The following is a 14,033-nucleotide window of genomic DNA, read 5'->3' as shown; positions in this document are numbered from 1 at the left end:
AACATGACAAGAACGGTTTTGTTTTGCGCTACTGTGGATTACCATTTCAAGGCCTTCCACCTCCCGTATTTAAAATGGTTTAAAGAGCAGGGGTGGAATGTTCATATCGCCGCAAAAGGAGATATGACACTGCCCTATACAGATAAAAAATTTGATATCGATATCAGGCGTTCTCCTTTGAATGCAAGCAATATCGCTGCCTATCGGGAGCTGGCGCGAATCATTGACGAACACCGGTACAGCATCATTCATTGCCACACGCCGATGGGAGGCGTGCTGGCAAGGCTTGCGGCCCGGAAACAGAGAAAAGAGGGGACGAAAGTGATCTATACCGCTCACGGTTTCCACTTTTGCCAAGGTGCTCCTTTAAAAAATTGGCTGCTGTATTATCCGATTGAAAAAGGGCTGTCCGCTTTGACCGATTGCCTGATTACGATCAATGAAGAAGATTTCGTCCTTGCAAAAGGCTTGCGAAAAGCGCTGCGCACGGAAAAAATCCACGGGATCGGCGTCGATACGGAGCGGTTTCATCCTGTCAGTGAAACAGAGAAAATGCTGCTCAGGAAAACATACGGTTTCAAAGAAGACGACTTTATCCTCATATATCCCGCGGAGCTGAACGCGAATAAAAACCAGGCCTTGCTCATCGAAACGGCGGCTGCTTTAAAAGACAGAGCCCCGAACTTAAAGGTCGTGTTTGCAGGAAAAGGGCAGATGGAGCAAAAATACCGAAATCACGCTGAACAAAAAGGCGTTTCTTCGCTCGTCATGTTTGCCGGTTTTCAAAAAAACATCCACGAATGGATTCAGCTTGCAGACGTGTCTGTCGCCTCAAGCATCAGGGAAGGGCTCGGCATGAACCTCCTAGAAGGAATGGCGTCAGGAAAGCCCGCCGTTGCAGCGGACAACCGCGGACACCGGGAAGTCATTCAAGAGGGCGTGAACGGATTTTTGGTTCCGCAGGGAGACGCCGGAACGTTCAGCGACCGGATATTGCAGCTGTACCGTCTGCCTTCTTTGCGAAAAAAGATGGGAGACGCGGGGAGACGAACAGCCGCCGCTTTTTCCCAGCAGCGCACCGTCAAAGAAATGGCGGGCATTTACTCTTCCTTTATGGATAACGAAACAGTTGAAAGGAGGCTGAAAGGATGATAGGGGGTCAAAAGCCGAAAGTTTCTGTCATTATGGGAGTCTACAATTGTGAGAACACGATCGCAGAGAGCATCGAGTCAATTTTAAATCAAACCTATAAAAATTGGGAACTGATTATATGCGACGATGCTTCGACAGACGGGACATATGCTGTTGCCAGGCGGTATGCCGATCATTACGCAGATAAGATTAAGCTGATCAAAAACGAGAAGAATCAGCGGCTGGCTGCCTCGTTAAACCACTGTCTCCAATACGCCGGCGGGAAATATATCGCGCGCCAGGACGGAGATGACATCTCTTTGCCGAGGCGGTTTGAAAAGCAGGTCGCGTTTTTGGAATCGCAATCTCATTATCATGTCGTCGGAAGCGGCATGATGGCCTTCGACGAAAACGGGATTAGAGGCGTCAGAATGCTTCCTTCCTCTCCAGAACCGAGAATCATGGCGAAAGGGACGCCGTTTTGCCATGCGACGATCATGATGAGAGCCGACGTCTACGAGGCGCTGGACGGCTATCGGGTCGGCCGGAGAACAAGAAGGATGGAAGATGTCGATTTGTGGCTTCGTTTTTTTGAGGCGGGCTTCACGGGCTACAACCTTCAGGAAGCCTTATACAAAGTAAGGGAAGACGAATCGGCGTTTAAAAGGAGAAAGCTCAGCTACTCGATTGATAATGCGTTTATCGTCTTTGCCGCCTGCAGACGGCTGAAGCTGCCGCTATCGGACTATATTTATACAATGAAACCCATCATCAGGGGGCTTATGCCTCCTTTTATCATGAACAGATATCATAAAAGAAGATTGATGAATGAAGGCGGAGGGGTCGTAAAACATGAATGACGGAAGCGTGAGACCAAAACGGGTGCTTCACATCGTAAGCGGAATGAACCGCGGCGGCGCGGAGACGATGATTATGAATATATACCGCCACACAGACAGGCGGCATATTCAATTTGATTTTATTTCCCACCGGGAAGAAACGTGCGATTACGACCCGGAGATCATCACGCGCGGCGGCCGGGTGTTTTATGTACCGAGCATCGGTCGGTCGGGTCCTGTCGCCTACATCAAAAACATCAGAAGGATTTTGGTTGAGAAAGGGCCTTATGCCGCCGTACACGCTCATACGGATTTTCAGACGGGCTTTGCCGCATTGGCGGCCAGGCTCGCCGGCGTTCCGGTCAGGGTCTGCCATTCCCACAACACGGCCTGGAAGCCTAACCCCCGGTTTTGGGATACATGGCAGCTTCTTGCATTCCGCCGCTTGATTTTCTCCAGTGCTACGGCTCTGTGCGCTTGCGGCAAAGATGCCGGGCGTTTTTTATTCGGCGCAAAGAAGATGGGTGAAAACGCGGTCCATCTTTTGCAAAACGGGATTGAACTTGACCGGTTCAAAGAAGCGAACGGCGTTTCAAAAACGAATGCGAAAAAGAGCTTCGGTATCAAAGAAGACGCCCTGGTGATCGGGCATGTCGGCCGTTTTTTTGAACAGAAAAACCACGCGTTTCTGCTCGGGCTTGCCGCTTATTGCAAGAAATCGGGCATACCTTTTCAAGCGGTGTTCGCAGGTGACGGTCCGCTGCGCAGACAGATGGAAGAAAAAGCCGCTGCTCTCGGTGTAAAAGACGACATTCTGTTTCTCGGCGTCGTCGAAGATATCCCGGCTCTCATGCAGGCATTTGATGTATTTGTCATGCCGTCTTTGTTTGAAGGGCTACCCCTCGTACTGGTCGAAGCGCAAGCGTCAGGGCTCCCCTGCATTGTATCAGACAACATTACGGAAGAAACCGATTTGGGACTTGGCCTGCTGCAACGTCTCAGCTTAAATGCCGGTTTTGAACGGTGGGCTGAGGATATCAGCCGTGCTGCTCAGCCGAAAAAGCCTGCATGGCCGGAAATAGAGAGAAGCCTTGCTGAGAGAGGCTATGATGCAAAAGCAAATTTGGCGAGACTGATGGACATCTATTCAATCTCCGCAGCAGAAGGACAGTGAGTGTATGGCTGTCTACATGTTGAATATGGGGATTGTTTTCGTCTGGTCATGGTTTGCGAAAATGTACGGCAGGGAAGATCACAGGCTGCCGACGGGCTACCTTCCGAATGCGATCCTCACCGTCGTTCCGCTCGCGTCTTTGATTATCGTTGCCGGCTTAAGATACAAGGTCGGAACGGATTACCACACATATATGCTGCTTTACGAATTAGCCGGAAAATACAACAGCATTTGGGAGATATTCGGTTTCGGAACAGGCAAGTCGTCGACGGACCCGGGATTTACCGCACTCTTATGGATTTTAAATCAGATTTCAGCCGATCCGGCGCTCATGTTTGCCGTCGTTGCCGCGATTACCTATATCTATATCGTCAAGACGCTTTATGTGTATGGAAGGCCGTTTGAATTGAGCATGTTTCTGTTTATCGGCATGTTTCACTATTATGCTTCGTTTAACGGCATTCGCCAATACATGGCGGCGGCCATTCTGTTTTGGGCGGTGCGGTATCTGATCGATGGGAAGCTGGTGCGCTATATGATCGTTGTACTGATCTGTTCGCTTTTTCATTCTTCGGCTTTGATCATGATTCCGGTTTATTTCATCGTCAGAAGAAAAGCGTGGTCGCCTGTCCTCTGGTGCCTGATGCTCGTCTTTTTGGCGGGGACTTTTCTGTATCAAAAATTTCTGTCCGTATTCCTTGTCGTGCTTGAAAACAGTCAATACGGACATTATGAAGAATGGCTGATGAAGAATACAAACGGCATGAACGTTATTAAAATCATCGTTCTTCTTCTCCCGCTCGCACTTGCCTTTTGCTTCAGGGAGCAGCTCAGAAAGCGCTGGCCCGAAGTCGATTATATCGTAAACCTTTGTCTGATCGGTTTCCTGTTCGGAATTTTGGCGACAAAGGATGTCATTTTTGCGAGGTTCAACATTTATTTCGGGCTCTATCAGCTGATTCTCGTTCCTTATTTTGTACGGATTTTTGAACCGAAATCAAACGCGCTTCTTTATGTTTTGATTTTGATCTGTTACTTCTTATACAGCTTTATGCTCATGCCGTTCGACTCGTCGGTATTGCCGTACAGAACGATTTTTGAACGTTGAATAGCGGAAAGACCGGACATTTTAGGTCTTGTAAAAATTTCGTCAAAGGAGTCATCACATTGGAAAATCCAGCAGTTAGTCTACTGGTCGCTGTTTATAATACAGAAGCTTTTTTGCCGAATTGTTTGCAGTCGCTGATCAGCCAGACCTTGAAAAATATTGAAATCATTATCGTCAATGACGGTTCAACAGACGGAAGCCAGAAGATCATTGATCATTACGCCCGAAAGGACGGGCGCATTAAAACGATTCAGCAGGACAATCAGGGCCTCGGCGCTGTCCGCAATAAAGGCATCGAAGCGGCGTCAGGCGAGTACTTGGCATTCATCGACTCCGACGACTGGATTGAGCCGGACTATTGCCAGTCTATGTATGAAAAAGCGAAGGATGAGGATGCCGATCTTGTCATCTGTGATTATGCCGTTGAAATTCAGGATACCGAAAAAACGGTCTGCCCGGACATCGGGAAGAACTATGAAGGAAAGCCGAAAGAGGCATTTATGAAGGATTTGTTAAAGGGTAAAGTAAGCGGCTTTTCCTGGAACAAGCTCTACAGGCGGAGTCTGATTGAGCGGCATAAGCTCGTTTTCCCGCTCCGCGACGAGCTGGAAAACATCGAAGATCAATATTTCAGCTTCAGATGCCTTCTATATGCGAATACCGCGGCGTTCGTGACTAAGCCGCTTTATCATTACAGGGTCCACCTGTCGTCCATCGTCCAAAAGTATCAGGCAGGGCTGTTTGAAGACGGTCTCGCTCTTTATGAAGCAAACCTGGACTGCCTGACAAAGCACGGAGAGCTCCCGGCTTTAAAGGAGGCGCTGCACGTCTTTATCGTCAACCACGGCTGCATCAGTATTTTAAATGAATGCAAGAGCCGAAACAAAAACCCTTCAATAGAAAAATATAAAAATATCCGCAGCATATGCGCCTGTCCGGAATTCAGGGGGAAAATCTCCGCAGTGGACATGTCGGCATTCGATTCTAAGAAGAAGCTTTTGCTTATGCTGATTCGCTTGCGGTTGATGCCGGCAGTGTATGGATTTGCGGCCATTTACCAGAAAATGATCGAGCACAGAATGAAGAAATAGGCGGTGAGGAAATGACCTTTCAGGAACTGAAGATCAATCTTGCAGAATGGCTTTTGCTCAAGGTGAAATATCCTTCTGAATATGTGATGGGAACGCCGGGTTTAAGGCGCTTTGAACAATATAAAGGCAAGAAAAAAATCATTCTGACTTTAATTCCGTCCCATGATAATTTGGGAGATCATGCGATTGCCCTGGCAAGCCGCACATTCATAGAAAACGAGTTTCCCGATTTTGAGTTAATTGAAATCGGCATTAACGATATTTACAAACATGCAAAAGCGCTCATGCGCATCCGCCACCCCGAGGATATGGTATTCATCATCGGCGGAGGAAACATGGGGGATTTGTACCGCAATGAGGAATGGACGAGGCGCTTCATTATCAAAACATTCAAGCATTATAAAATCGTCCAGCTCCCGGCAACTGCGCACTTTTCCGCGACGCTCCGCGGCAAAAAAGAGCTGAAAAGGGCGAAAAAAATCTACAACTCCCATCGCCGGCTGTTCATGATGGCGCGCGATGATACAACCTATCAATTTATGAAACAGCACTTCTCAAACCAAACGATTGTAAAGCAGCCTGATATGGTGCTTTATTTAAAGAAAGAACAGCAGTCTGAAAGAGAAGGTGTGTTGGTTTGTTTAAGGGAGGATAAAGAAAGCTTTCTCAGGCCGGAAGAGCGTAAAAAGCTGCTGAAGGCTGTCGGCGACGAGTATGGCGGTGCAAAAACTTTTACAACGACGATCGGCAGGAGGGTCAGCCGCGTGTCCCGCGAGAAGGAGCTGAATCGGCTTTGGGATCAGCTGAGAGGCGCGGAGGTCGTCGTGACAGACAGGCTGCACGGCATGATTTTTTGTGCGATAACAGGAACGCCGTGCGTCGTGATCCGCTCTTTTGATCATAAGGTGCTTGAAGGCTTTCGCTGGCTGAAAGACGTTCCTTCGATGAAGCTTGTGGAAAATCCCGATGCGGCAGAGGTTCTCGGCGCAATCGAAGAGCTGATCAAGACCGGTGACTCGCATCGTGAGACCCCGGCAAGGGATCATTATTTCGCAGATTTAAGACGGAAAATTATGGGTGATGTCCAATGAAGCCATTTATCAGTATCATTGTTCCGATGTACAATGTCGAAGATTATATAGAAGAATGCGTCGATTCGCTGCGCAGGCAGACGCTGAAAAATATTGAAATCATCCTTGTTGATGACGGCTCTCCCGACAGATCCGGGGAGATAGCCAGAACGTACTGCAGCCTGGATGCCAGAGTGAAAGTGATTCATAAAAAAAACGGCGGGCTGAGCTCGGCGAGAAATGCCGGTCTTCAAGCCGCGACAGGAGATTATGTCGGGTTTGTCGACGGTGATGATTTTGTATTGCCTGCCATGTTTGAAAACATGTACGCCGCTGCCAAAAAAGACGACCTCGATATCGTCATGTGCGGGTATCATAAACATTCCGATACGGAAGACGCCTACTTCCCGCCGCCGCTGCCGACCGATCGCCTCTTGTTGAGCTGGGATATTAAACGCGAGCTCAAAAAGGCGCACGAAACCCGCTTCATCTGGTATGTGTGGCGGAATTTGTACAGGCGCGACCTGCTGAAGAAAAACCAGCTGTACTTTTTTGAAGACATTCGTTTTGCAGAGGATTCGCCGTTTAATTTGTACGCCTTTTATGCAGCGAAACGAGTGAGAGCGATCGATGAAGGCTACTACATGTACAGGTGCAACCCGGACAGCCTGACAGAGGCGCCGTTTAAACCGTACATGGATGAAAGCCTGAAAAGGCAGTACCGGGCGAAAAGGAGATTCTATGAGACGTTTCAGCTTTTGGATGAATGTGCGGACGATTTGGAAACGTACACATGCAAACATCAAATTCCGATGCTTTTAGCCAATGCCTGTGCGGAACCGAAGCCTTCAAAGCAGGTGAGGCGGCACATTAAAGACATTTTGTCTTACCGGATGGTGCAGTCGTGCGTCAAAGCCACGTCTCTCCGCAACCGCAACCTGTTAATCGGCCAGCGGCTCGTTTTATTGCTATGCAAGCTGAATATTCCGATTCTGCTCGAATTGTTTTTTAAACGAAATCTGCCCAGTAAGGGATGAGCCTTTTGAATAAGACATTTGTTTTGAATCTCGGCGCCAATATGGCGTCTTTTTTATTATCGGTGCTGTTTTCGATGTGGCTGACGCCTTACGTCATCAAGACCCTCGGTGTTGAGGCGTTTGGATTTGTCCATCTTACACAGAATATGATCAATTACTTTTCGATAATTACGGTCGCCCTGAGCGCGGTCGTTGTCCGGTTTTTTTCTGTTTCCGCCCACAGGGGAGCGCTTGATGAAGCGAGAGGTTATATGAATACCTATATCGTTTCATCACTGGTGCTTTCAGTCATCTTGTTTTTTCCGCTCGGCGGCACGGTGTTTTTTATCGATCAGATCATTCGCGTTCCCGCCGGTCTTTTGGGGGATGTGCAGGTCGCGCTTTTGATCGGCAGCCTGCTGTTTTTATTGACCTTTGTGATGTCGGGGTTTGCCGCCGGTCCGTTTTTCGCCAATAAAATCTATATTACGAGCACGATCCAAGCCATCCAAATGCTGATTCGCGTTCTGAGCGTATTGTTGATTTTCGCGTGGTTTGCACCGAAGATCTGGCACATTCAGCTCGCCGCTCTCATCGCAACCGCTTCGGCGTGCATCCTGTCGATCTTTTTCTTTAAGAGATTGATTCCATGGTTTACGTTCCGGGTGAGGGATATGTCGTTTGCAAAGTGCAAAAAACTGCTTCAGGCGGGAGGATGGAGCTCCGTCAGCCAAGTCGGCATCCTGCTGTTTCTGCAAATCGATTTAATGGTGGCGAATGTGATGCTGGGGGTTTCCGAATCCGGCATGTACGCGGCGATCATTCAGTTTCCGCTGTTGTTGCGGACGCTTTCGGGAACGCTAGCGGCCGTATTTTCACCTACGATTACACTCTATTATTCAAAAGGCGACAAAGAAGGGCTCGTCCGTTATGCCAATCAGGCCGTCAGGTTTAACGGCATCCTGCTCGCTTTGCCGGCGGCGTTTCTGGGGGGGCTTGCCGGCCCGTTTCTGTCGCTTTGGCTCGGCCCTTCATTCGAACATTTGAAATGGCTCTTACTGATACATGCGGGCTATTTGGTTGTTTCATTAAGCCCGGCGCCGCTGTTTTACATCTTTACCGCCTATAACAAGCTGAGAACACCGGCGCTGACCACGGTTGCCTTCGGCGTTGTCAATTTGCTGCTTGCCATCGTGCTGAGCGGCCCGGCGGGACTCGGCCTTTACGGAATTGCGCTGGCCGGTGCGGCAGCTTTAACGCTGAAAAACGTCGTCTTCACTCCGATTTATGCATCAAAGATTACGGGTGAAAGAAAAAGGGTCTTTTATAAAGGCATATACGGGCCGGTTGCCGGCGCTTCATTTACTTTGGCTGTCTGTTACGCTCTTCAATACTTATTTTCGATCGTCAGCCTGCTGTCTTTGTTTGTCACGGCACTGGCTGCGACGTTGGCTTACGGCCTGTTTGCCTATTTCGTCATGTTGACGAAAGCGGAACGGCGCATTGTCACAACGAAGCTGCAAGCATACCGGTGTTCTCTATCCTTCCCGTTTCAAAAGGGATTTTTTAAATAAAAGAAAGGGGTGCGTTTTTCGTGCTAGCGAAACGGTTTTTCGATCTTGCATTGTCAGTTATTTTGCTGGTCGCGCTCAGTCCGGCCATGATTCTGACGGCTTGTCTCATCAGATGGAAAATCGGCTCGCCTGTTTTATTTCGCCAAACCCGTCCGGGGCTGAATGGCGAGCCTTTTACATTATATAAATTCAGAACGATGACTGATGAAAGAGATGCAGCAGGCAATCTGCTAAGCGATGAAAAGCGGCTGACAAAGACGGGGCGGCTGATCAGAAAAACGAGCCTTGACGAATTGCCGCAGCTGATCAACGTTATCAAAGGAGACCTCAGCCTCGTCGGGCCGCGCCCGCTTTTGATGGAGTATATCCCCCTTTATACGAAGCGGCAGTGGAGACGCCACGAAGTCAAGCCGGGCATCACGGGCTGGGCGCAGATCAACGGGAGAAATAAAGTGACATGGGAGGAAAAATTTGAACTCGATGTCTGGTATGTGGATCATCGTTCTTTTTTGCTTGATCTCAAAATCCTTTTGTTGACTGTCGTAAAGGTTTTGAAGTCGGAAGGCGTCAGCCAGGACCGGCATGTGACAGCAGAAAAATTTACAGGGAGAAGGAATGCCTGATGCAAAACGTGGTGATCATCGGAGCCGGCGGCCATGGGAAAGTCGTTCGGGAACTTGTAAAAGAGCGGCCGGATACGGAGCTTGCCGGTATTCTTGATGACCGGTATGCGGAGCTTCATGTTGAGAACGGTCTGTATCGAGGGCCTTCAGCTGCCGCAGAAGAACTTGCGCGGCTTCATCCGGACGCGAAGTTCGTCCTGGCTGTCGGCCAAAACAGCATCAGACAGCAGCTGTATGAACGCATTGGTCTTCCGCTTGACCGGTATGCGGTTTTGATTCATCCCTCTGCTGTTGTCAGCGGTTCGGCCCGGATTCAAAACGGCGCCGTTGTTATGGCATCGAGCGTCATCCAAGCGGATGCAGACGTCGGCATCCACGCGATTGTCAACACAGGTGCGATCGTCGAACACGACAATCGGATCGGCGATTACGTTCATCTTTCGCCCGGAACGGTGTTAACCGGCGGCGTGACAGTTATGGAAGGCGCTCATCTCGGCGCGGGAACGGCGGTCATTCCCGGAAAGACAGTCGGACGCTGGAGCGTGACGGGAGCGGGGGCAGCCGTGATTCACGACATTCCTGATAATTGCACCGCAGTCGGAGTCCCTGCAAGAATGATCAAATAACAGCAGTAAAAAGGGTGAAAAACATGAGTCAGAATAAGCGAATTTATTTATCACCGCCGCACATGAGCGGAGACGAGGAGCGCTATGTAGCCGAAGCGTTTCGGACAAACTGGATCGCGCCCCTCGGTCCTCTTGTCGACACATTTGAAGAAAAGCTTGCCGCCTATGCGGGGACGTCCGGAGCCGCGGCAGTCAGCTCAGGAACAGCTGCGATCCACCTGGCCTTGAAATTGCTCGGCGTCGGCAAAGGCGATACGGTCTTCTGCTCTTCTTTTACGTTTGTAGCGAGCGCCAATCCGATCATATATGAGCAGGCTGAACCGGTTTTCATTGATTCTGAACGGGATACATGGAACATGTCGCCCGAGGCGCTTGAACGGGCGCTTGACGAAGCGGAGCGGGCCAGGAATCTCCCGAAAGCCGTCATCGTCGTCAACTTGTACGGCCAAAGCGCGAAAATGGACGAGATTATGGCCATTTGCGATCGATTTGCCGTGCCTGTCATTGAAGATGCAGCCGAATCGCTCGGTTCTGTTTATAAAGGCAGAAAAAGCGGGACCTTCGGACGCTTCGGCATTTATTCGTTCAACGGTAACAAAATCATCACCACATCGGGCGGAGGAATGCTGGTCAGCGATGATGAAGACGCGTTGAAGAAGGCGCGCTTTTTAGCCACTCAGGCGCGCGAGCCAGCCATTCATTATCAGCACGAAAAAGCGGGCTACAATTACCGGATGAGCAATGTTCTGGCCGGAATCGGCATCGCACAGCTCGCCGTTCTGGATGACCGGGTACATGCCAGACGGGCGGTTTTCGAGCGCTATAAGGAGGCGCTTTCCGGTATCGAAGGTATAGAATTCATGCCTGAGGCCGGCATGTCAAACCGCTGGCTCACGACATTAACGTTAGACTCAGCAAAGATTCAAACAACACCGGCGGACATCATCGAACAGCTCGCAAATGAAAACATTGAGGCCCGCCCGTTATGGAAGCCTTTGCACAGACAGCCCCTTTTTAAAGGCGCGGCTTTTTATCCGCACGATGACCAGGGCTCTGTCTGCTGCGACTTATTTCAGCGCGGGCTCTGCCTGCCGTCAGGATCAAGTATGACGCGAAAAGAGCAGGACCGGGTAATTCAAATCGTTGCCGACCGGATTAAATATAAATGAGGTGCTAAACATGGCGATTACATATTCCATGGACAGCTTAAAGCATAAGCTGGCAGAAATTTTGGATGTCATTCCAAGGCATTCATCAGTCGTTTACTTGGACTACCCGCTATACGGAAACGTCGGGGATCTATTGATCATGAAAGGAACGGAAGCTTTTTTTGAAGCATACGGCATCAAGGTGCGCGAAAGATGGAATGCGGAGAATTTCATTCCGGGCCGCCGCATTCCAAAGGACGCCATCATTGTTTGTCAGGGGGGCGGCAATTTCGGCGACTTGTACCCTCACTTCCAGCAGTTCAGAGAACGGGTGGTCGAACATTACCCGGACAACCGGATCGTCATTCTGCCGCAGTCGATTTATTATGAGCATGAAGAAAATATAATAAAAACGCGCGGCATTTTGGCGGCTCACCCGGATCTGCACTTATTCACGCGGGAAAAGGCATCATTCGATTTTGCCGTCAAGCGTTTCGAAGAGGTGAAAAACATCAAAATGATGCCCGATATGGCTCACCAGCTCTGGCCGATCGCGGCACCTGCCGAAAAGCCGTCCGAGTCCGTTCTGCGGTTGATCAGGACCGACAAAGAAGCCAACAGCAGCCTGCAGAAAGCAGGGGAGCCGGACACGTACGATTGGAACGTCATCTTATCAGAAGGCGACAAACGCGGAATCAAACGCCTGCAGACGATCAATGTCCTCAACAAAAAAGCGGGCAATCCGCTGCCGATCGCTTCTTATTGGAAACGCTTTTCGGACAGCCTCGTCGACAAATCAATCCGTTTCTTCAGCCGCTATGAATCAGTCGTTACTTCAAGGCTGCACGGCCACATCTTATCGTGCCTGCTCGGAAAAGAAAACGTAGTGATTGACAACTCCTACGGAAAAAACGCGAATTACTACAATACATGGATGAAAGACATCCCGAATACGAAACTGATTCAAAACCATCAGACAGAAGCAGAAAAACCGCCTGTTCACGTATGACAGGCGGTTTTTTTGCTATGCTTCTTCACGCTTTACTTTGTTGTAGGCTTCATCCAAATGCTGAATCCGTTTTAAAACGACGGCGTTTTTTGTCAGCTGGTCTTGCACAAGCGTTGAAACGACTGAACGGTAGTAGCTGTTCATCGCGTGGATTTTATCCTCATTTGGATGCATTTCAATATGGGTTTTAAAATTTTCTATGAAATAGGGCACGGAGAAAAGCTCTGTCAATGGTAACACTCCTTTTTTAAGTCTATACGGTTCGGAACCGATCGTGTAAACTAATAGTGGGAGGGGAGATATGATGAACTTGCATGTACAGCAGCAGCAAACGGCAAAACTTCACTTGACGCAAGGGCTTGCCCAAGCCATTCATATGCTTCAGTATTCGTCGGCCGAGCTGAACAGCCGGATTGATGAACTCTCATTGGAAAACCCCCTGATCGAACGAAAAGACTCCGATATTCCCCGATCATTTTACCATAAAACGAATCGTCATTTGCAAAATGAAGGAATAAGCCGCTCTGAGACGGCCCATTCCCGTGAAGATGTTAAAAGCGCTTTGAAACGGCAGGCGCTCGATCTCCAGCTGTCAAGCCGCGAAAAGCGGGTTTTCAGCTATTTGGTCGAATCACTTGATCCAAACGGATATGTGACAGAAGACATCGCCTTTATCGCTTCCGAGCTGGCTGTCACCAGAGAAGAAGCTGAAGAAGTCTTGGGCAAGCTGCAGACTCTTGATCCGGCAGGCATCGGGGCGCGGTCGCTACAGGAATGCATCCTGATCCAATTAAAGCGTCTGCCCAAGGAGACGGCAAAAGCGGAAAAAGTCATTTCCTCATACTTTGACCTGTTTGCCAAAAAGGGATGGAAAGAGCTGTCAGAGAGAGCGGGGCTTTCGCTTTCAGAGCTTCAGGACATTCAAGACCTTGTCGCAGAACTGTCGCCGCGTCCCGGATTGATATATGGCACAGATGATGGCGAAGTCTATGTCGAGCCTGATTTAATCATTTCAGCAGAGGATGGAAAATTGGTGCTTGAGCTCAGCAGCCGTTCTTTTCCCGACATCCAGCTTAACGCGTTTTACGAGCCGTTTTTAGAGCGTCAGTCAAAAGACGAGGCGACCGCTTATATCTCTGATAAGTTCAAGCAGTGGAAATGGCTCGACAATGCCCTCAGGCAAAGACGGGAAACGATGCGGAGGGTGATGGCGGAAATCATGGTGCGGCAAAAAGATTATTTTTTAAAAGGGAAAGACGAACTGAAGCCGCTCACATTAAAAGAGATCGCTGATGCCCTCGGCGTTCACGAATCAACGGTAAGCCGCGCAGTCAAAGGGAAAATCGTGCAGACGCCTTTTGAGCTTTGCGAGCTTAAACGGTTTTTTTCGGCGAAGGTAAAGGACGCCGCTGACGGGCATGCGTCAAGTCACACAGTCAAAGCGCATCTGCGCCGGCTGATCGATGAAGAAGATAAAATGAAACCGCTTTCAGATCAGAAACTGGCCGACCTTTTAAACGAAAAGCACGGCGTTGTCATATCGAGGCGGACCGTCGCCAAATACCGTGATCAGCTCAATATACTGCCTTCGTCTGTAAGAAAGAGATATCAATAAAGAAGCCGT

At 49.4% G+C, this 14,033-nt stretch carries 14 protein-coding genes; 13 read left to right on the top strand and 1 reads right to left on the bottom strand.

Annotated elements, in window-relative coordinates:
- The first annotated feature begins 3 nt into the window (after positions 1-3).
- The 12 genes from H7F26_RS02890 to H7F26_RS02835 are packed head-to-tail and all read left to right on the top strand — an operon-like array spanning position 4 to position 12,409.
- Positions 4-1,152: a glycosyltransferase family 4 protein gene (locus H7F26_RS02890; protein WP_003185515.1), complete on the top strand. Its 1,149-nt coding sequence runs from the start codon at positions 4-6 to the stop codon at positions 1,150-1,152.
- Entirely contained in the window at positions 1,149-1,991 is an 843-nt protein-coding gene (locus H7F26_RS02885) for a glycosyltransferase EpsE (protein ID WP_003185513.1), read from the top strand. Before H7F26_RS02890 ends, H7F26_RS02885 begins: the two co-directional genes overlap by 4 nt.
- Complete coding sequence (locus H7F26_RS02880; protein ID WP_003185511.1) at positions 1,984-3,144, top strand: glycosyltransferase family 1 protein; 1,161 nt, start codon at positions 1,984-1,986, stop codon at positions 3,142-3,144. Before H7F26_RS02885 ends, H7F26_RS02880 begins: the two co-directional genes overlap by 8 nt.
- A 4-nt stretch (positions 3,145-3,148) precedes the next feature.
- Positions 3,149-4,252 carry a biofilm exopolysaccharide biosynthesis protein EpsG gene (locus H7F26_RS02875; protein WP_185855234.1) on the top strand — a complete coding sequence of 368 codons (1,104 nt, stop codon included), beginning with the start codon at positions 3,149-3,151 and terminating at the stop codon, positions 4,250-4,252.
- A 59-nt stretch (positions 4,253-4,311) separates the two neighbouring features.
- Positions 4,312-5,343 carry a glycosyltransferase family 2 protein gene (locus H7F26_RS02870; protein ID WP_003185507.1) on the top strand — a complete coding sequence of 344 codons (1,032 nt, stop codon included), beginning with the start codon at positions 4,312-4,314 and terminating at the stop codon, positions 5,341-5,343.
- Between the two features lie 11 nt (positions 5,344-5,354).
- Complete coding sequence (locus tag H7F26_RS02865) at positions 5,355-6,434, top strand: polysaccharide pyruvyl transferase family protein (RefSeq protein ID WP_044821716.1); 1,080 nt, start codon at positions 5,355-5,357, stop codon at positions 6,432-6,434.
- Positions 6,431-7,450: a glycosyltransferase gene (locus tag H7F26_RS02860; protein WP_009329620.1), complete on the top strand. Its 1,020-nt coding sequence runs from the start codon at positions 6,431-6,433 to the stop codon at positions 7,448-7,450. Before H7F26_RS02865 ends, H7F26_RS02860 begins: the two co-directional genes overlap by 4 nt.
- Entirely contained in the window at positions 7,447-9,003 is a 1,557-nt protein-coding gene (locus H7F26_RS02855) for an MATE family efflux transporter (protein WP_235598615.1), read from the top strand. The genes H7F26_RS02860 and H7F26_RS02855 overlap by 4 nt, the downstream gene beginning before the upstream one ends.
- A gap of 20 nt (positions 9,004-9,023) precedes the next feature.
- Positions 9,024-9,626 carry a sugar transferase gene (locus H7F26_RS02850; RefSeq protein WP_003185499.1) on the top strand — a complete coding sequence of 201 codons (603 nt, stop codon included), beginning with the start codon at positions 9,024-9,026 and terminating at the stop codon, positions 9,624-9,626.
- The gene (locus H7F26_RS02845) at positions 9,626-10,252 is read left to right on the top strand and encodes an acetyltransferase (protein WP_003185497.1); all 627 of its coding nucleotides are present in this window, start codon (positions 9,626-9,628) and stop codon (positions 10,250-10,252) included. The genes H7F26_RS02850 and H7F26_RS02845 overlap by 1 nt, the downstream gene beginning before the upstream one ends.
- 23 nt (positions 10,253-10,275) lie before the next feature.
- Complete coding sequence (locus H7F26_RS02840) at positions 10,276-11,421, top strand: DegT/DnrJ/EryC1/StrS family aminotransferase (RefSeq protein ID WP_044789387.1); 1,146 nt, start codon at positions 10,276-10,278, stop codon at positions 11,419-11,421.
- A 10-nt stretch (positions 11,422-11,431) separates the two neighbouring features.
- A complete protein-coding gene (locus H7F26_RS02835; RefSeq protein WP_003185493.1) occupies positions 11,432-12,409 on the top strand; it encodes a polysaccharide pyruvyl transferase family protein in 978 nt (325 codons plus the stop codon).
- Between the two features lie 15 nt (positions 12,410-12,424).
- On the opposite strand, the gene yvfG is transcribed toward H7F26_RS02835, so the two are convergent.
- Entirely contained in the window at positions 12,425-12,640 is a 216-nt protein-coding gene (gene yvfG / locus H7F26_RS02830) for a protein YvfG (protein WP_003185491.1), read from the bottom strand.
- A gap of 70 nt (positions 12,641-12,710) precedes the next feature.
- Between yvfG and rpoN the strand changes: the two genes are divergently transcribed.
- The gene (gene rpoN / locus H7F26_RS02825; protein WP_003185489.1) at positions 12,711-14,024 is read left to right on the top strand and encodes an RNA polymerase factor sigma-54; all 1,314 of its coding nucleotides are present in this window, start codon (positions 12,711-12,713) and stop codon (positions 14,022-14,024) included.
- Positions 14,025-14,033: the final 9 nt, after the last annotated feature.

The organism is Bacillus sp. PAMC28748, from assembly GCF_014250415.1.
GTDB lineage: Bacteria > Bacillota > Bacilli > Bacillales > Bacillaceae > Bacillus > Bacillus licheniformis.
This window is presented reverse-complemented; position numbering and strand designations above follow the sequence as displayed.